The sequence below is a fragment of the Bremerella volcania genome (assembly GCF_007748115.1).
GTDB classification, from domain to species: Bacteria; Planctomycetota; Planctomycetia; order Pirellulales; family Pirellulaceae; genus Bremerella; species Bremerella volcania.
The window spans coordinates 3,136,811-3,155,588 of record NZ_CP036289.1; the positions used below are offsets into that span (position 1 = coordinate 3,136,811).

General features: G+C 53.1%; 11 protein-coding genes. 5 read left to right on the forward strand and 6 right to left on the reverse strand.

The window, feature by feature from the left end; translation table 11 throughout:
- The first annotated feature begins 256 nt into the window (after nucleotides 1-256).
- Nucleotides 257-1,027 carry a GntR family transcriptional regulator gene (locus Pan97_RS12830; protein WP_144973114.1) on the forward strand — a complete coding sequence of 257 codons (771 nt, stop codon included), beginning with the start codon at nucleotides 257-259 and terminating at the stop codon, nucleotides 1,025-1,027.
- On the opposite strand, the gene Pan97_RS12835 is transcribed toward Pan97_RS12830, so the two are convergent.
- The gene (locus Pan97_RS12835) at nucleotides 1,024-2,463 is read right to left on the reverse strand and encodes a sulfatase (protein ID WP_144973116.1); all 1,440 of its coding nucleotides are present in this window, start codon (nucleotides 2,461-2,463) and stop codon (nucleotides 1,024-1,026) included. The two genes, Pan97_RS12830 and Pan97_RS12835, sit on opposite strands and share 4 nt — an antisense overlap.
- Nucleotides 2,464-2,801: 338 nt before the next feature.
- Here Pan97_RS12835 and Pan97_RS12840 point away from each other — a divergent pair, with 338 nt between their 5' ends.
- The 3 genes from Pan97_RS12840 to Pan97_RS26840 all read left to right on the forward strand — a co-directional run bounded on the left by Pan97_RS12840 (nucleotide 2,802) and on the right by Pan97_RS26840 (nucleotide 8,073).
- The gene (locus Pan97_RS12840) at nucleotides 2,802-3,743 is read left to right on the forward strand and encodes a DUF1559 domain-containing protein (protein ID WP_144973118.1); all 942 of its coding nucleotides are present in this window, start codon (nucleotides 2,802-2,804) and stop codon (nucleotides 3,741-3,743) included.
- 176 nt (nucleotides 3,744-3,919) lie between these two features.
- Nucleotides 3,920-4,273 carry a hypothetical protein gene (locus tag Pan97_RS12845; RefSeq protein WP_144973120.1) on the forward strand — a complete coding sequence of 118 codons (354 nt, stop codon included), beginning with the start codon at nucleotides 3,920-3,922 and terminating at the stop codon, nucleotides 4,271-4,273.
- Between the two features lie 218 nt (nucleotides 4,274-4,491).
- The gene (locus Pan97_RS26840; protein WP_196782387.1) at nucleotides 4,492-8,073 is read left to right on the forward strand and encodes a sulfatase-like hydrolase/transferase; all 3,582 of its coding nucleotides are present in this window, start codon (nucleotides 4,492-4,494) and stop codon (nucleotides 8,071-8,073) included.
- A gap of 31 nt (nucleotides 8,074-8,104) precedes the next feature.
- Here Pan97_RS26840 and Pan97_RS12860 read toward each other — a convergent pair whose 3' ends face one another.
- Nucleotides 8,105-9,025: a PLP-dependent cysteine synthase family protein gene (locus tag Pan97_RS12860; protein WP_144973122.1), complete on the reverse strand. Its 921-nt coding sequence runs from the start codon at nucleotides 9,023-9,025 to the stop codon at nucleotides 8,105-8,107.
- On the opposite strand from Pan97_RS12860, the gene Pan97_RS12865 reads away from it, so the two are divergent.
- Entirely contained in the window at nucleotides 9,024-10,013 is a 990-nt protein-coding gene (locus Pan97_RS12865) for a sialate O-acetylesterase (RefSeq protein WP_241676393.1), read from the forward strand. The two genes, Pan97_RS12860 and Pan97_RS12865, sit on opposite strands and share 2 nt — an antisense overlap.
- A gap of 17 nt (nucleotides 10,014-10,030) precedes the next feature.
- On the opposite strand, the gene Pan97_RS12870 is transcribed toward Pan97_RS12865, so the two are convergent.
- From Pan97_RS12870 to Pan97_RS12885, 4 genes are all read right to left on the reverse strand, one after another.
- Nucleotides 10,031-11,641, reverse strand: a complete 1,611-nt coding sequence (locus Pan97_RS12870) for a proprotein convertase P-domain-containing protein (protein WP_144973123.1) — start codon at nucleotides 11,639-11,641, stop codon at nucleotides 10,031-10,033.
- Nucleotides 11,642-14,152, reverse strand: coding sequence for a secretin N-terminal domain-containing protein (locus tag Pan97_RS12875; protein ID WP_165698729.1), 2,511 nt, complete (start codon nucleotides 14,150-14,152; stop codon nucleotides 11,642-11,644).
- A 776-nt stretch (nucleotides 14,153-14,928) separates the two neighbouring features.
- Complete coding sequence (locus tag Pan97_RS26845) at nucleotides 14,929-17,229, reverse strand: exo-beta-N-acetylmuramidase NamZ domain-containing protein (RefSeq protein WP_144973127.1); 2,301 nt, start codon at nucleotides 17,227-17,229, stop codon at nucleotides 14,929-14,931.
- Nucleotides 17,229-18,731 (reverse strand): sodium:solute symporter family transporter, encoded by a 1,503-nt coding sequence (locus Pan97_RS12885; RefSeq protein WP_144973129.1) that lies wholly within the window; start codon nucleotides 18,729-18,731, stop codon nucleotides 17,229-17,231. The genes Pan97_RS26845 and Pan97_RS12885 overlap by 1 nt, the downstream gene beginning before the upstream one ends.
- Nucleotides 18,732-18,778 lie beyond the last annotated feature (47 nt).

An 18,778-nucleotide genomic window follows, 5' to 3' on the forward strand; every position in this document is an offset into this window, starting at 1 on the left:
ACGGTCATGCAAGTCCTTTCGAGAAATGAATGCGTTTTGTCATTGGTCGGTCGTGAAAGGTAACAACGGCCAGGTGTAGAGTGCCTATGCTTTCCAGAGCATTCAGGGAATGAACGGGACAAGGTTCCAGCAGGTTGGCGGAAAGTGCGTGCCATGCGGGTGAGTCTGTGTTTTGATAGAATGTCAACCGGTTTACGTGTTTGTCCAAGTGCATTGATTCTAAACGGTTACCTGGCCCTTTTCTCACATGGAACTTATGGAAAAGATTCCGAGACGCAAGCAAGCTTACCAATACATCCAGCAACGCATCTTGTCGGGCGACTTGCCTGCTGGAACGCAGATTTCGGAGCTCGCGCTCGCCAAAGAAATCGGGATGAGCCGAATGCCCATCCGCGAAGCGATTCGGCAATTGGAAGTGGAAGGGTTAGTCCGCCAGGTTCCGCGGTTCGGCACGATCGTTCATTCGCTGGATCGCTCAGAAATGGCAGAGCTTTACGAAGTCCGCGAGGCATTGGAAAGCCACGCTGCGGAATTGATTGCGGGGCATCTTACCGGCGAAGACAAGCAAATCCTATCACTACTTTGTCACAAGATTGTGCTCGTTGCCCAGGAACTGCGGGAAAGCGGCGAGAAGATGCTCAGCCCGGAAATGATGCAAAGGTTTCTCGCGGCGGACATGGGTTTTCACATGGTGATTTTGCGTGCCAGTGGTAATCGCCGGATGATGAAGATCGTGTCGGATCTCCGTGTGCTTTCACGAATCTTTACCGCGCAGCGGGAAACACATGATCTGAAAATCGTCACCAGTGTCTATCGGTTTCATCGTCGCATCCTGCGTGCGATGAAGCGCGGAAATGGGGAGTTGGCTCGCTACTGGATGCGGGAACATATTCGAGAGAGCCGACGTCTGGCACTTGAGTCGTTCGATCGTCGCCAGGCGATGGGTGATGCTCGAAGTGCTCTACCTCTGGCACTCCCTCAGGATTTACTAGAAGAAATCAATCAGATTGAGTCAGGCGAAGCTTAATGCGGAGTCGCCATTCTGGCGTGGTGAGCCTTTAGATATCGATGCAGTGCCTCTTTCAGTTCCGCCGACTTCCCTGGTGAGATTTGGCTAAGGTCCATCTGTTCGGACGGATCTCTAGCGAGATGATAAAGCTCAACACGATCATCTTCGGCGAACCAGATCAACTTGTAATCGCCTCGACGAATCGCTGATTGTGGTTTTGTTTTGCTGACGGCGAAATCATCAACGCCAATCGTCGGTTTAGCCTTTCGATAGCCGGTCTCTGGGTGGTAGTAGGGAAAGTGCCAAATGAGATCTCGCTGTTCAACTTTCGGCGTGATATCGCCGCGAAAGGAGATCGCTTGACCTTCCACTGCATCGATGCTTCCACCAGCAGCCTGAACGAACGTCGAAGGTAGATCGTAGCCAACGGTCGGCACGGCGTTTTCCGTACCAGGCATGGCATGGCCAGGCCAACGCACGATAAGCGGTACGCGAATACCTCCTTCATACAGGTTCCATTTCGATCCACGAAGTGGTGCGTTGCCTGTGTACTCTGGGTGTCCTCCGTTATCGGAAAAGAAGATAACAAGCGTGTCCTTTGACTTGCCACTTGCCTCGATAGCCTGCAGTATTTGTCCCACATGATGGTCGAAAGTTTCCAAGAATGCGGCATAGATGAGGCGATTGGCTCGACTCTTGGCATCTGCGGGAATGGTCTTTTCGTAGTGATTGGTCAACCACTCCAACGGTGTCCTAACGGGCGTATGGACGTAGAACGAGGAGGCCATGACAAAGTAGGGTCGATCATGGGGCTGACGAATGTAAGCACAAACCCTCTCCACCATCGAGTCTTCGACGAACTTTCCCTCTTCGTTTACTGCGTCCGGTGGATTGCGACCCCATGAATACGGGTGCGCACCAAAGTCCTCCTCGGCGACTTGAAATCCCTGCTGCCTCGGCCCATGGGTTGGACTCCAACCTAGGTATCGCCCAAAGTGTTGATTCAAATGCCACTTTCCAAAGAACGCCGTTTCGTATCCCAGATCAGAGAGTCTCTCGGCGACGGTTAATTCGGTAAGCGGAAGGTTCAGTGTGAGTGGCGGCGCAACCAGCGCTGTCGGGGCGTCGATATTCTGTCTGCCTGGGGTACCCTTGGTTACGAACTCGAAACCAAGGCTGGCCGTTGTCTTTCCAGTCAGGAGGCTCGCTCTTGAAGCCGAACAGATGGGTGCTGAGGCGTAGGCACTAGTGAATCGAATTCCCCCCTCGGCCAAGCGATCGATGTTAGGCGTTCGATGCCATGGATGGCCATAGCAGCCTAGGTCCGACCAGGCGAGATCGTCGGCAAGGATGAAGACGATGTTCGGCTGAATGGTCTCCGCATCTGCAAGCTCGGCAGAGCAGATGGGCGTCACTAATGCAAATAATAATATGAACAGTTGAAGTAACTTCATGGGGATTTCCTGGGGGGCATTCCGCCGAGAGTGACTAAGGATTATCGGTCGACGAGACACGCGTCACGCTTGGATGAAGCCGGCCAATTAGTCGTGCTTCCTGGTCCGCGCCAAATAAATACTTGATTTCTTTTCAAGGATACCATAGCCTGGGATCCCAGCGGGATGCTATTATCGTCTTAGATACCGGTTTGGGTCAAATCGGGCTACGAAGTAGTCGAAAGTCGCTTACCTACGAAGCCGGATCTAAGTTCGAGATACAAGGCCCCGAATCCCTCATAATCTTTTCAGATGTCCTATCGGTAACACGACTTCCCCCTCATCGCAAGGATTCTCTCATGACCGATTTCTCCCCTGAAATTAACCATAGGCCCAAGGGTTTTACTTTGGTCGAGTTGTTGGTAGTGATTGCGATCATTGGTGTTTTGATTGCCTTATTACTGCCGGCAGTTCAGGCAGCACGCGAAGCGGCTCGGCGGATGCAGTGCAGCAATCACTTGAAGCAGTTAGGCTTGGCACTACACAACTATCACGACACCTTCGGTTCCTTTCCGCCTGGTGGATATAAGGGGGGGAATCAACTGGGTTGGCATGCCCGAATCTTGTCGTTTATCGAACAATCAGCGATTGAGGATCAGATCGTGTGGACCGCGTCTGGCTATCCGGTAAACAAGCCGCTGACGCTGGACATTGTTCCTGATACGTTCCATTGCCCAAGCAATGTGAGCGAAAAGCAGCGTGGCGTCTGGGGTAGCGGCCAGGTGAATGGGCAGAATACTTACACGCAACATTACAACGGCGTTGCCGGGCCAATTGGTACCAATCCGCAAACCGGTCAAAGCTACCCGGTCCTGATCGGAAACGCGTACCATTCTGCCTGTACAGGTGGAAGCGAGCGTCGCGGAATGGCAACCGGTGGCACGTTGTATGTCGATTCGAAGGTTCGCTTCGGCGACATCACCGACGGCACTTCAAACACGCTTGTCATCGGAGAACGTTTTGAAGGCGAGACGAGCTGGATCGCGGGTACAAGCAACAGTATTGGATGGCCTTGCGACGCGGCGGCATTTAAGAATCTTGAGTACAGCGTGAATTTCTGCGGCCCCGATGAGTCATGTGGTTCGTATGGCAACTCACGACCCTTCTCCAGCAATCATCCTGGGGGCGCCCAGTTTGCCTTAGGGGATGGTTCTGTTTCGTTTTTGCCGGAAACGACCGATTTCGATGTTTTGCTCTCCATGGCAAGTCGAAGTGGCAACGAGCCTGTTTCTAAGCCATAGTGACGTCCCAATCGTTGATCCCTTCTGCTGCAGCAAAAACCTCAAGTGAGAACGCCCCTATTATGAACGCCCTATTCTCAGGCCTACGCGCAAGCTTGGTGGCTTTAGCTGTCTGCTTGTTGACCATTGGTTGCCTGTCTTCATTCGCTTGCCAGGCGAAATCGCCAGATCGTTTTGTGTTATCCGGAGAAGCCACGTACGATGGAAAGCCTATTCCCTCCGGCGAATTGATCTTTACGCCAGATACAGGTCGCGGAAATAAGGGACCGCAAGGTAAAGCACGTATTCGAGATGGCAAGTTCTCTACGGAGAACGACGGACGTGGTGTTGTCGGCGGGCCGCACCGCGTTGAACTTCGCGCGTTCGATGGCATTCCCTACGAAGGTCGTGAAATGCAAGTTGAAGAAGGTAAACCGCTATTTGGTTCCTTAGTGACCGAGATCGACCTGCCTGAGGAATCCGCCAAGTTGGACGCGGTGGTCGAGACTGAAGGCAGTAAACCACAGTTTGTTCTGACGGTTTTGCCGTAGTATTGTCAAAGTAGTATTTCGTAATCCCTCCCCAAGAATGCCTTCCCATGTTCAGAGAATTACTGTCGTTGCCTAAGGGAACGGCTACATATGCGGTGATCTTATTTACCGCTTGTTGGTGTACATCGCAAGTTTTCGCGGACGATGATCTAACGGTTGTTAAGTATCGAAATCCCGGATTGAAAGTCGACTTGGGTGTTGGGTTGTGGGCGTGGCCCATGCCCATGGACTGGGATGGAGACGGAGACACCGACCTGGTGGTCTCGTGTCCTGATGTCCCGTTTAACGGGATGTATCTATTTGAAAACCCCGGCGATGATGCCAAGTTTCCAACCTTCAAGCCGCCGGTCAAGATTGGCCCCGGTATGCATTCTGTGCATGTCTCGTATGTGGATGGAAAACCGCGAGTCCTTTCCCCCGGCACGGAGTGGGTAAACTTCCTGGGGGGTGAATTCCAGGAAAGCAAGCCCATCTATCCCACTAAGAACGTTCACCCAAATCGTGTGCGAGCCAACCAATGGCGATATGTCGACTACGACAATGATGGTGCCATCGACTTGTTAGTCGGCGTGGGCGATTGGAAGGAGTACGGCTGGGACGATGCCTTCGATGCGGAAGGCAATTGGACTCGCGGGCCGTTACATGGATACGTCTATTTGGTTCGCAATACTGGTACAACCGATAAACCAACCTACGCCGAACCAGCGAAGCTTGAAGCCGGCGGCCAACTGGTCGATGTTTTTGGAATGCCGTCGCCAAACCTGGCCGATTTCGACGGTGATGGTGATTTCGACTTGCTTTGTGGAGAATTCCTCGATGGCTTCACGTACTTTCAGAATGTAGGTACTCGAGAGCGTCCGAAGTTTGCAGCCGGTAAGCGTCTTTCCTATGCCGGTCAGCCGCTGGCGATGGACCTGCAGATGATCACACCGACAGCTTTTGACTGGGATCGGGATGGTGACTGGGATCTCATCGTGGGGGATGAAGATGGACGAGTCGCCCTGGTTGAAAACACCGGTGAGGTTGTCGATGGCCTGCCGCAGTTTCTCCCACCGAAGTACTTCCAGCAAGAGGCGGATGCCCTCAAGTTCGGTGCATTGGCAACACCCGTCAGTGTCGATTGGGATAGTGATGGGGACGAAGACATCATCACGGGAAACTCAGCTGGATATATAGCCTTCTTTGAAAACCTAGACGGCGGCAATCCTCCGAAGTGGGCCGATGCGAAACTGCTGAAGGTCGATGGAAAACCGATTCGTCCCCAGGCCGGCCCGAACGGATCGATTCAAGGTCCGGCCGAAGCGAAATGGGGATATACAACGCTGAGCGTTGCCGACTGGGATCATGACGGAAAGGATGACCTGATTGTCAATTCGATTTGGGGAAAGGTTGAATGGTATCGCAATACTGGGTCACTTGAAGAATTGGAAGGAGCCAAACCGGTAGAAGTCGAGTGGGAAGGACCCCCTCCCCATCCAGCATGGAATTGGTGGAAGCCAGAGGGTAAGCAGTTAGCAACCCAGTGGCGCACGACGCCGGTTGTGATCGATTTGGACGAAGATGGCCTGAATGATTTAGTCTGTTTGGATCATGAAGGGTATCTGGCGTGGTTCCGGCGTGAGAAAGTCGGCGAACAATTGATCCTGCGGCCCGGCAAGAGAATTTTTACCAATCGGAAGGGGGAACCGCTGCAGCTCAACGCCAAAACGGCTGGTGGAAGTGGTCGGCGCAAGATCTGTATCGTCGATTGGGATGGTGATGGCAAGCTGGACTTGCTACTAAACAGTCGCAGTGTGGACCTGATGCGTAACGTTTCAACGCAGGAGAAACCATGGGCGTTTGATGCCCCTGTACAGGTACACCCGCATCGTCTGGCAGGGCATACGACCAGCCCTACTGTCGTCGATTGGAACAACGACAATCGTCCTGATTTGTTCATTGGGGCCGAAGATGGCCACTTCTACCACCTGGAGAATAACTGGAAACCTTACGACCAAAAGCAGGTGGGCCCGCTAACGATCGAACGCAGAGTGATCGCCATTCATCCATTTGAGAACGGCGAAAAGGCGTACGGGAACCGATCCTACGTCTGGGATTCTGTGCCTGAGCGATTTCAGGGATGGCAATTCGTCCGCGGCAACGGCGGGGAAGAAGAGCCTGCCTTCGTGACAGCCGCGGAGAACGCAACCGTATACATGGCAATCTCCGCCTCGGTCAAACCGGCCGAACTGCCGGAGTGGAAGCCGGTCGAAGACGCGACTTTCCACTACACCGATGGCGGTCGCACAATGATGCGCGTGTACGAGTGCGACCTGTCCGCAGGGGATCGAATCGCGATACCTCAACTGACGTGGACCGGCGGAATGCTCTTGCTGCCGCCGCCGACTAAGTTAGAAGCCAAACAAACGGCTCAGCCGACATCCGGTAAGCCAAACGTCTTGTTCATCGCTGTTGATGATCTTCGGGTACAGATTGGCTGCTATGGTGATCCGATCGCCAAAACACCCAATATCGATGACCTGGCAGGCCGCGGCTTGTTGTTCCAACGTGCCTATTGCCAACAGGCGTTGTGCAATCCGTCGCGGGCTTCAGTCATGACGGGGAGGTATCCCGATACTCTCGGTATTTGGAACCTCGTGACGCATTTTCGGGAAACGCAACCTGATGTTGTGACGCTTCCCGAACGATTCAAAAACGCGGGATACTACACCCAGAATATTGGCAAGGTATATCACAACTATCGGCAGAAGATTCAGAACGACCAGCAGTCGTGGAGTGTTCCGCCGAAATTCGCCTGGGGCGCCCACTCGAACGATTGGTACGTCGAGGGAGAGCCATTTGAAATGCATCAGGTTCCCAAGGGGCCAGCCATTCAAAGGGTAGACGTCCCAGACGAGGCGTATCTTGATGGTCGTATCGCCAAGGCTGCCGTCGAGTCGATCCAGCAGCGTGCGAAGGACAAGCAGCCGTTCTTTCTGGCCGTCGGATTCTGGAAGCCCCATCTTCCATTCAACGCGCCGAAGAAATACTGGGATCTTTACGACACTGCGGAAATCGCACAACAAATCAAGGATCTGCCATCATCCAATGCTCCGGAGATTGCTCGGCACGATAGTCGTGAAGTACGCAGCTATACCGACATTCCCAAACAGGGAGACATTACGCAGGAACAGAATCTGCGATTAAATCATGGGTACTATGCGGCCATTTCGTTTCTCGACGCGCAAATTGGCAAGGTACTCGAAGAGTTGCAGAAGCAGGGACTGTCTGAAAACACGATCGTTGTGCTTTGGTCAGACCATGGCTTGCACCTCGGTGAACATGATCTGTGGTGCAAGACAAGTAATTTTGAGCTAGACGCACGTATTCCGCTTATCATATCGCAGCCTGGAATGGCGACCTCTGGCAAGCAAAGCTATTCACTGATCGAGCTTGTTGATCTTTATCCCACGCTTCTTCAGCTTTGCGATTTGCCGTCCCAATCATCGCTCGAAGGCAAGAGTCTGGTGCCTGTCCTGGAAGAACCAGAGGCCATTGTGCGCAACGGTGCGTTGACCCAACACCCTCGCCCCGCCTACTACCAAAGCAAGCCAGAAGTGATGGGCTACTCGCTTCGCACTAAAGACTTTCGATATACAGAGTGGCGTGATTTCAAGACAGGAGAGGTCCGCGCCGTTGAACTCTACGATCACAAGAGTGATCCGCGAGAGTCAAGCAATGTGGTGGATGAATCGACCTACCAGGACGTGCGACAGATGCTTCGCGGACGATTGGCAAATCGACTAACGCGCAATGAATGATTGACCTTACGGCTTTCCAGTGGCGGTACCGTTACGCGAAAAGATCCGTCGAGAAATAGCGTTCCATGCGATCTGGAAAAACCGTCAGGCAAATTGGTTTGCCCTCCTCTTCTCGGTAGGCCTGGACAGCGGCTAAGTAGTTAAGCCCGGAACTGGGGCCGACTGGAAATCCAGCGCGAATCAATTGCCGGGTAGTGTGGATTGCTTCTTTATCAGAGATTTCGTATTGCTTCAAGTTTGGCAAGTTGGCGTCGCGAAAGATGGTTGAAAGCCCATCAACCACGCCGGGAATCTTTGTGCTAAAGCTGCAGCATTCAACGTCGGATATGAGCTGGTTCGTTACGGGACGAGCTAAAACTGGCGTGACCCGACAGCCTGCCGAACTCAGGCCTTGAGTAACGCCGACTAGCGTTCCTCCCGTTCCCACGCCACTGACGAACATGTCGACCTTGCCACTAGGTATCTGGCAAAGCACTTCGGCTGCAGTTTCGTCGCAGTGAGCTTTTGCGTTATCAATATTTGAGAATTGTCGCGGCCAAAAAGCACTCCTCTGTTCAGAGATTTGCTGGGCCAAACGAATCGAGGCATGAATTCCGTCTTCGGCTTTGGTTAACTCGACGTTTGCACCGTATGCTCGAATGATTTTGATGCGCTCAGGACTCACGTTTTCCGGCATTACGGCCGTAAACTGAAGACCCAGTTGGGCCGATGCCAGCGCGAACGCAATACTCGTCGAACCGCTCGAAGCTTCGACTACATGGTCGCCAGGTTGAATAACCTGGCTGCGTATCGCCTTCGATAGCATGTAGCGTGCAATGCGATCTTTGGTCGAGCCACTTGGATTCAAATACTCCAGTTTGCACCAGATGGGCACGCCAAATTCTGGGAGTTGAATAGGAACCAGCGGAGTCGTGACGCGACTGCTCGCGAGGATGGCTAAAGGATCGATCATGGTGAATTCAGAAGCAGGAACAAGTTGGCGACGTGCGAAAATGCGCAGTCCAAGTCAGAAGTATAAATTCGGTCTTCCATGGGTTAAAGTAAGGACCTACGCTCAATCGGAGAATTCTTCCGCTTCTAACCTCGAAAAGAATGAACCTGATCAAAAGATACTCATGATGCGACAAGTACTCCCCCTAGTAGTTCTATTGTCCGTGCTTTTTGTTGCTTTATTTTCATCTACAGGAAGCAGTGAAGAGACTGATCTGCCAGCGAAGGACAAGTTTCATTTGTTTCTCTTAGTGGGGCAGTCGAACATGGCCGGACGTGGCAAGGTAACGCCAGATGACCAGGTAAAGAATCCAAGAGTCTTGATGTTGGATCAGCAGGGCAAGTGGGTTCCGGCAGTCGATCCGATGCACTTTGACAAGCCGAAGATGGTAGGCGTAGGGTTGGGACGAACATTCGGCTTCGAAGTCGCAGACAGTAGCCCGGATATCACGATTGGCCTGATTCCTTGCGCTGTGGGGGGCTCGCCCATCAGGTCGTGGGAGCCAGGGGCATGGGATGCTCCGACCAAATCGCATCCCTATGATGACGCCATGAAGCGAGCTCACAAGGCCCTCCAGTCAGGTCAGTTGAAGGGCATTCTCTGGCACCAAGGGGAATCGGATTCGCGGCCAGAGCAAGCAGAGGTCTATGACCAGAAGCTGCGTGATTTGATCGCTCGATTTCGTAAGGAACTCAACGCGGAAGATGTACCGTTCATCATTGGCCAACTAGGCAAATTTGAAGACAACCCTTGGAATGAAGCTAAAACTCAGGTCGATCGGGCTCATCAAAATATCGCCAAGACCGACGATAATGTCCTCTTCGTACCGGCAGATGGTTTGACGCACAAAGGTGATAAAGTCCACTTCAACGCCCAGTCTTACCGCGAGTTCGGCAAGCGATATGCGAAAGCTTACTTAGAGTTTGTCGAGGAAAGTAACGTCGAGTAGTTTTCCTGCCTCAAGAATCATGGCTGGGGAGTGGTTGCAGTCGGAATCTCCGGTGTCGAGGATCCATCATCCGTTTCCGTGGGATTCAATCGCTCGGCAACGGAATCGGGGTTGTCGACTGCTTCCTGGTCTGGCTTGACGATTAGCGACCATCCATGCAAAACGCCAGACCTCTCGCTACGACTGGCTCGAATCATCAACTGCCAGGTCCCTTTCAGATTCTTTCCTTTGAAATGGTTCAATCCTGGCTGACGTTTCTCCAAGGCTTCCGGGCGAAATGTCCCGCGGAACGGAGCCCGAGAACGTGTGATGCGTTCACCGTTGTCGTCGTCGAAGATCGTGCGGTCAAAGTGGTCATCGCTTCCCCCGACACCGGTGAAAAGTTCAATTCGCTGGCCATCAGGGCCGATCAGGTAGCCATCGAGTTGTTCGGTATAGGTGTGCGTAATCGAGAGTTGCAGATTGAGGTCACCAATCAAGTAGTCATCTGGAATTTCGATCTCGGAGACGACCGTAGACCGGGGAAGAAGTAAGTGAGCCTGGGAACTGGAGAACTTCCCTCCCGCAACCGTTTGAGAAGTTAGGACTTCTTCGATCGTAATCATCCCATCGCGGTCATGATCGTAGGAAGCAAATTCTTCAAGCTTAGCTTCATCCCATTCTTCGGTGAATTCAGACATCAGAACTTGCTTGTCGCCATCTTCGTCTCGCTCGAAGAACCAGGTAGGGATCGCTTCCTGGTTGGCGTTTGCCTCACGCTCCAGTTCCTCGTTTAGATACCGAGCAAACTCGCTTTCGTCGACCGCTCCGTTTCGATCGTAGTCGACCTTGGCAATCGATATTCCAACACTGGCCATCTCTTGCGGGTCGAGTTGATCGTTCCGGTTGAAGTCGTATCGCTCAAGGATGCTATCTGCCAGCGACGCGCTGCCGCGGTCACCTCCTCGAGAGCTGCCGGCTCGCATTCGGTCACGGCGGTCGCGATCATCTTGGTAATCGTTGCGTGCAGGGACACCTTCATTCAAGGAGCCGACCGACGTGATTGTGCGGTTCGCCTCAATACGACGTCGGGCGTATCTTTGGGAGAGTTCCAACTTCGTCAGACTCCCGTCCTGGTCGATGTCGCTATCCAGCGGGGCGTGTCCTTGCCACTTGGCCCGCTCGATTTCTTGGGCATCTAACTTGCCATCGTCATTGCGATCCCATCGACGCAGCATGGACGCAGCTTCGTCGAGGTCTGCCTGTGTGTAGGGGTACTTTACTTCGCGAAGACCAAAGCCGGGAATCAGCGGCTTTTCAGGTTCGACACCGAATCCCTTCATGCCGGAATCTTCTACGGTTTGTGGCAGGCTAGATTTGCCTTCGCGATCGCGCCGCTGAGCGTGAAGCCGAGCCGCCTGTTCGAGTTTCCGCACGGAGTTAGGTCGAGATAGACTTAGACCGTAAGGAATGGCAAACTCTTCAAGGTATCGCCGACTTCGATCGGAAATCTCATCCGGCTCAATATATCCATTGTTGTCATCGTCGATGCGACGTATCCACTCCCCTTGTCCAAAGCTGACGCCAGACATAAGCGAGACCAGGATGAAGGTCATGATGTAGCGATAGTCGAACCTAATGGGAATCATTTAACGACCCTTCGATCGACTAGAACTCGACGAGGCGGACGAACGCGTGCTTGAGGAAGAGCTTGGGCGAGGCGAATTGCCTGCCTGCTCTGCCAGCACTTGTTCGATCATCTCCAAATTGATGCCGTTGGTAGCAGTAATCACACGAACCGCGCGTTCGCTCCGCTGGTCGACCGATGCCACTAGCTGTTCCACTTCGGCGAAGAGCGCATCTGGGGCGGTGATCACAAGCGAGTTGCTCGCTTCGTGAACGGCGACCGCCATGGTGGGTTTGCTACCGCGGGTCGGCTTCTCTTGGAATCCTCGCTGGTCTTCTTCGCCACGCCGATCATCCTTGTTGCTTCGATTGTCACTGGGAGCGGGGTTTGCCTGACGTGCCTGGGCGTTGCGCTGGGCCGACATATCGACACGATCAGGAAATGCTTCCCGAATCATCTCTGCCACTTCCGTTGCTTGGGCATGTTTCAGTTCGATAATACGTGAACGCCCAGAAGTCTCGATGTCGGTGATGCTCGCGTCTTTGTCGATGATCTTCATGTAGCTTTCGATCGTGGCAATATCCTCCCGGGTCCCTTGGACAATTAGGCGATTGAGTCTTGCATCGGAAACAATCGTAGCGGTGCCGGCGGTTACCGTTGTCACGCCATCGCGTTCGAAGAGCAGACTACCGTAAAAGCCTCCGAGGCTGCCAACCGAACCGCGAACTAGCGTATCGGACGGAGAATCATTCAGGGCATTACCACCATCTAGCAAGTCGGCCAGCATTTTGACTGCCTCTTCAGCGGATACGTACTTCAAGTAGTAGATCACTGTGGGTGAAATCGCGTTCTTGTCCTGGGCTGAAAGCATGCGGAGATGTTCCTCGAATCGGTCCAACGCTTCGATGTCGTCCGATTGCAGCAAGATGCCATTGGGGACGACCTGGCTACGAATGGGTGCGTTGACGTTCTTGACTGTTGCCGAGGTATTGATCGTGTCGCCACCTTCAGGCAGCAAGACGAAACCGTTATCCGGCTGCTCGTCAGAACGAATGGGCAAAGCTTTCCGACGCGGTTTGTCGTCTTGCGGCGAATTCGTAGGTATGACGCTTTGGATTTTGGTGTTACTCGACTGTTCTTCAGAGTGAAGTGATCGCTCGATGAACTGCTGCTGTGCCCCTTCTTCACTGGGAAGGATTTGCAGACAGTTATCTCCTCCCCAAGATTTCTTCGCCGTCTGGAGAAGGTGTTGGCGTTTCGGCCCGGTGAGAGGAACAAACCGCAAATCGGTGCCGCTGCTCTTACGTGAATCGAGTCGCTGGACAAGCTGTTCAATTTGCCGGATTTGCTCGGCGGTACCACGAACGAACAAGCGTCGATTGCCCGGATCGGCGTCAACCTTAGGGGGCAGAACGCGATCTTCATTGTCGTCTCTATCCTCTTCGTCCATTACGCCGAACATTTCTGCTACCAGTGAGACGGCAAAGTAGGGATCGACGGAATTCAGCTCGACGACAGAAAACTCGATCGAAGGTGCCTGCAATTCTTCAATGGTATCTCGGATAAGCTGGTGGGTATCCGCGTCGGCCAAGGCCACGATCGAGTTGCTGCTGTCCTGCATCGATAGCCTTAGTGACTTGTCAGCCAAGATCGTTTGAAGCACGTCGTAAACCACTTGCAGATTATCTCCACCTACGGGATGCGAAACGAGCGTCTTCTCGATCGGAGTGTCTTCCGTTTCCTCGGGAACATCAACAACTTGAATCAGAGAATCGAGTCGCTTGAGCTTTTCCTCAGAGCCCACCGCGTAGAGCCGCTTGCCCGTGGTATCGGTGGTTATCGTGATATCGATCCCACTCGTTTCGTTCTCAGGTATGCCCAAATGAGTTCCAGCGACAAGGAGCACCGTAGCTGCATCGGCGTGCTTCAGATCGAAGCGGCGGATCGATGCCTCATCCTCTTGTGGCTCTTGCATGGATGCGAGAACTTGCAGAACGCTTCGCAGGTTCTTTGCCGTGTCGGTGATGATAAGTTGATTCGATTTGGGAAGAACAACCGGTGTGGTCATCAAAGAGAGCGGTTCCAACTCATTGATGGCTTCCGTTGGGATGACGTTCCCTAGTTTGACGAAGCATTTGACCACTTCGTGGTCGTTCAATTGTTCGAGTTCATCCGGCGAGACCACACGAGCCATAGCGTTCAACTGCTGCAGACCGCGAGGATCCCCCAGATTGATCACCGAAAGCAACTGCCCCTTACGGACTAATGTATAGCCCTGCGGCAAGAGAAATAGATTTAAACGCGTCACGGCATCGTCAACCGTGAAGTACTGGCTATCGGAGTACGTAAAGCTACCGGTCGGGACGTCATCGATATAGAGAGAAAGGTCACCAGCTTCCGCGAGCCAATCCAACACCTCTCGCCACGATGCGCCGCGGAATGAGAAACGCAGCTTCCCATCCACATCCGGTAAGACTTCTGCGGTGCCGGAATCGCTACTGGGGAAGGTTTCCACCACAGGGGCAGAAGGCACAACAGGAGTCTCGACCTCTTGTGCCCATGTGGTAGATGGGCCAAGCAGTGCCAGGGCGGTAGTACCGCAACTAAAAGCAAATAACGAAAACGAAACGCGATACATGGTTTGCTTCACTGGGAAAGGGTTCCCAGCTCCCGAGGTTGTTTCAGCGGGCACGCCAGTGGTAAGCGATTTGGCACTGTACCTGATAGCATTGGGCCAAGCCGAAAAAAGCAGAAAAGGGAGGACTGCTTACTTGTTATTGCGGCGGAAGTCGTCTCAAACGAGATCGAGACGAGGGAATCCAGGTGGGTACAACGAAATCGATGGTAGGTAATTGGCAGGACAACAAATCTTTACATACTCACGTTTTAGATCGTTGTGGCTATTTCGTCAATGTTTTCTATTGCCGCTCAACTATGCCTCTTTGCGAACCAGCGGCCCATTTGACGGGCTGAGGTCAATCACACAGAAAGCGAACCGGTATTTCAGGTGGTGGATCAACTGCGTTTGCTACTCTCCTCTGCGATCTGCAATTCGCATATGATAATTAGCTAGCGAGTCACATTGTACGCTAATCGATTCTGTCAAAGTCTAGCTGTTTTTCGTTTTGTGGTGCGCAAAACAAAGAAAGTTTAGTCGATTAGCGTAGAGAATTCACGAGATCTTCCTTGCTAGAATCCTTCGTGTCGGTGGATCTTGTTCATTTTCCGCGACCGACCTGAGGCTTTCTGATTGAGCTGAATTAGGTCAGCTTACATTAAGCGAAAGGGAAGCCAATTGGCTTCCCTTTTTCATGGGTAGATCAGGAACGGTTCGCGCCGCTTGGCGAACTCGTAGATGCTGTCCTGGTACGCTGCGGAGATATCCTGAGGCGATTGTGCCTGTAGGATCTTCTGCTTGACGCTTTCATTTCCCAGCAAGACTGGCAAACGATCGGTTTCCCAGTCATTCGGGTAAAGGGCACGTATGCTGGAAGCCGTCGCCCAGCCGAGGTCGAGCGGTCGAAAGGTCTTCCAGTCAGTGATGATGAAGTTGACGCCGCCACACGGTTCCCCTTCGTACTTGCTGGAATCGGGAATAAATTCGACGCCTATGACTTTGACTCCTGACACGTTGTATGAATTGATTCGGGTAGCCAGGCTTGGACCGTCAATCCATGGCGCACCCAGCACTTCGAAAGGTGTATCTGTGCCGCGGCCCACAGAAACATTGGTTGTCTCGAGCAGCCCTACGCCAGGGTAGATCATCGCTTGAGCCAAGTTCCGCATGTTGGGTGAAGTATTTCTCCACGGTAGACCAGTATCGAAAAGCAGTTGGTCTCGTTTCCAACCCCCGAGGGGAACAACCGTTAAGTCGGTTTTCCAGCCTCGCTCTTCGTTCATCATCTTCGCTAGTTCACCGATGGTCATGCCATGGCGAACAGGAATGGGGTGAAATGCGACGAAAGACCTTTCAGTCTTGTCGAGCAGCGGGCCTTCAATCGCAACGCCCCCCAGTGGATTTGGACGGTCGAGAACGACAAACGGAATCCCCTGCTCTGCCGCTGCTTCCATCGCAAGCCCCATGGTTGAAATGTACGTGTAGAAGCGGCAACCAATGTCCTGAATGTCGAAGACAAGGATATCGACTTCTTCCAACTGCTGTGGCGTCGGCTTGCGAGTTTCGTCGTATAGGCTTTTTATGGTGATACCTGTTTCAGGATCGACCGTATCACCAATGTGGGACTGATCGAAACGGCCAGCGAAACCATGCTCGGGACTGAACAAGGCAACCAAGTTGACAGCTGGCGACTCGGCTAACAGCAAATGCGTTGGCTTGCCGGCTTTGTTGCGGCTTGTGTGATTGGCAATCAAGCCAACTTTTTTTCCTTTAAGCAGATCAAACTGAGCATCGCAGAGATCGTCGACGCCCAGTTTGGTCGGTGTGCTTGCCGAAGTATTCTCCGCTGCTCGGCAGGCATCAGCGGCAATCGTTCCGATACTCCCCGCCAGCGCGTTGACAGAGCCCTTTTCGTTGGGATGAACGCGATTGGAAAGGAAGAGGACGACCAGGTCCAGTTCGGGGTCGATCCATAGTGCCGTTCCGGTGAAGCCGCCATGGCCGTACGCGGAGGAACTCATCGACTTACCGCGATTGCTCGAGTAGCCACTCTGCTTGTCCCAGCCGAGCCCACGAAGGTTGCCGGCGGCATCGTAAGCCTGGGTCATCATTGTCAGGGTTTGAGGGTCAAGCAAATGTTTGAGGCCTGGTTTACGTGATTCGAGCATTGCCTGAGCGTACAACAGAAGGTCGTCGGCCGTACTGAAGAGTCCGGCATGGCCGGCCACTCCGCCGCAGTAGCGCGCTCGAGGATCATGGACGGTCCCCTGCAACCATTTGCCATCGACCTTGGTAGTCGTGACGGCTCGTTGGGCCAGTTCTTTGCTCGGATTGAAGCCTGACTGGTTCATTCCCAGCGGTTTGAAGATATTCTCCGTGGCATACTTGTCCAACGGCATTTTAGAAACGCGAGCGACGACTTCACCCAGCAGAATAAAACCCACATCCGAGTAGCGGAACTTTTGTCCCGGATCAGACAGCAACTTGAGATTGCAAATCTTTTCGTAGGCTGCCGGCCAGCCGTTTTCGTAATCCGATAACGCATTATCCGGCGTCAAACCACTGGTATGGATAAGTAGCTGTTTAATCGTAATTGTTTCCTTACCATGACCACGAAACTCAGGCAAATAGGTAACGACCGGCGCATGCAGATCAACCTTTCCTGCTTCTACCAATTGCATGATGCTGGTGGCGGTGACGATTGGCTTGGTAAGCGAAGCCATATCGAACACCGTGTCGACCGTCATCGGCTCGACTGAGGGGGCGATCCTACGGCTGCCATGTGCTTTTTTGTAGAGGACCTCTCCACTGCGTGCGATCACCACCACGCAGCCTGGCATTCGTTTCTCGCTGAGTGCGGTATTGATGGCCTGATCGATCTCTGTCGTGACTTTCTCTGAGAAGCCAGCCATCTGCGGCGTGGCAGCCGACAAAGGATTGTTTGCTTGAAGGGAACAAAGCAACAGCAAGGTAGCTAAGCAACGCAGACTCATTAGTCTTCCTCCAAGGAAGCAACTTGGGAGGGTTCACCTCGCCACGACGACACAAAGCTCAGAAAGACGGTGACCCCGAACGAAGTCCCGCAACAAATCAGCGAATACCAGTAACCGCTGATACTCGTCTGAAAGGCGATCAGCGTAATCACCACGGCACCCGTCAGCAGACCAATATTCGCCAGTGAGCTTGACGCTCGGCCTAGCGTCAGGGCAACGAAGAACAGTCCAAGCAGCAATCCCGCGGAAAATCCGGCAATGGCCAATGCCTGATTGACGACCGTCTCGGCAAAGTGGCCGCGAAATGCAATGATCGCAACGACTGCCTGCGACAGGGTGAACAGTAAAGTGAAAGCACGTGCAAGACGAAGTCGCTTTTTCTCGGGCAAGTCGCTCCATGCCTGGCGAACGAAGTCTTGTAGCAATGAACTGGACGAGGAATTTACGGAACTCGATAGGGCCGACATGGCAGCGGCGAAAACGGCAGCCAGGATGATTCCTCGAATACCCAAGGGAAGTTCGCCTACGATAAACGTAGCTAAAGCCTGATCGCCTGGAATATCGACTTTCGCGGGATCAAATTCGGCGAAGTAGCACGCCAGACCGACGCCAATTGCCAGGAATAAAGCGAACTGCGCCAAGACGATCGGACCGCTCCACAGAAGTGCCCAGCCAGCTGATCGCTGGTCTTTCGCACATGGGTATCTTTGAACGATCAACTGATCGGCTCCATGCGTTGCCAAGCTGAGCATTGCCCCGCCGAGTAGCCCAGCCCACAGCGATAAGTGACCTGAAGCGGTAATCAGTTCGAGGTCAAAAAATCTCAGGCGGCCCGTTTCGGATGCGAATTGAAAGTACTGCTCGGTTCCACCAGGCAGTCGCACCAAAATGACCGATAAGGCAATGAACGCACCAGCCATGTAGACGCCAAACTGGAGACAGTCATTCCACACCACCGAGCGTACACCACCGAAAAGTGCGTAGATTGCAGTGGCAACGGCAAGGATGGCAACACTCCATTCAAACGGAAGCTGCATGACTTGCTGCAAAGCGATCGCCGTCAGAAAGAGACGTAAGCCGTCCCCAAGCGTGCGAGCAATCAGAAAGAAGAGCGAGGCAAGACGGCGAGTTGAGGGGCCAAAACGTCGCTGAAAGACTTCGTACGCGGTCGAGATTTCGTTCTGAAAATAGAGGGGAAGCAGAAATATCAACACCAACACGCGTCCGACGATAAAGCCAAGAGCCAATTGGAGAAAACCAAAGTTGCCTCCTTCTTCAAATGCGAGACCGGGCACACTCAGAAAGGTTACAGTACTCGTTTCGGTCGCAACTATTGATAGCAAAAGAGCCCAGGTAGGAAGGTTCTTCGACCCGAGAAAGAAGTCGTTAGTCGAGCTTCCCCCATTCCCCAACCAAATTCCCAGAAGGGTCGTCCCAACGAGGTATATGGCAATGATTGCCACATCGATGGGATGAATCGCCAAAGTCGCCAGAGGTATCATTTAGGCGATCAGGTCCTTGGGTTGGGGATAAATGGGGGAAACGAAGC

Coding starts and splice junctions, on each gene's coding strand:
- Pan97_RS12830 (WP_144973114.1), top strand. CDS start 257: ATGGAAAAGATTCCGAGACGCAAGCAAGCTTACCAATACATCCAGCAA.
- Pan97_RS12835 (WP_144973116.1), bottom strand. CDS start 2,463: ATGAAGTTACTTCAACTGTTCATATTATTATTTGCATTAGTGACGCCC.
- Pan97_RS12840 (WP_144973118.1), top strand. CDS start 2,802: ATGACCGATTTCTCCCCTGAAATTAACCATAGGCCCAAGGGTTTTACT.
- Pan97_RS26840 (WP_196782387.1), top strand. CDS start 4,492: ATGCCCATGGACTGGGATGGAGACGGAGACACCGACCTGGTGGTCTCG.
- Pan97_RS12865 (WP_241676393.1), top strand. CDS start 9,024: ATGGTGAATTCAGAAGCAGGAACAAGTTGGCGACGTGCGAAAATGCGC.
- Pan97_RS12860 (WP_144973122.1), bottom strand. CDS start 9,025: ATGATCGATCCTTTAGCCATCCTCGCGAGCAGTCGCGTCACGACTCCG.
- Pan97_RS12870 (WP_144973123.1), bottom strand. CDS start 11,641: ATGATTCCCATTAGGTTCGACTATCGCTACATCATGACCTTCATCCTG.
- Pan97_RS26845 (WP_144973127.1), bottom strand. CDS start 17,229: ATGAGTCTGCGTTGCTTAGCTACCTTGCTGTTGCTTTGTTCCCTTCAA.
- Pan97_RS12885 (WP_144973129.1), bottom strand. CDS start 18,731: ATGATACCTCTGGCGACTTTGGCGATTCATCCCATCGATGTGGCAATC.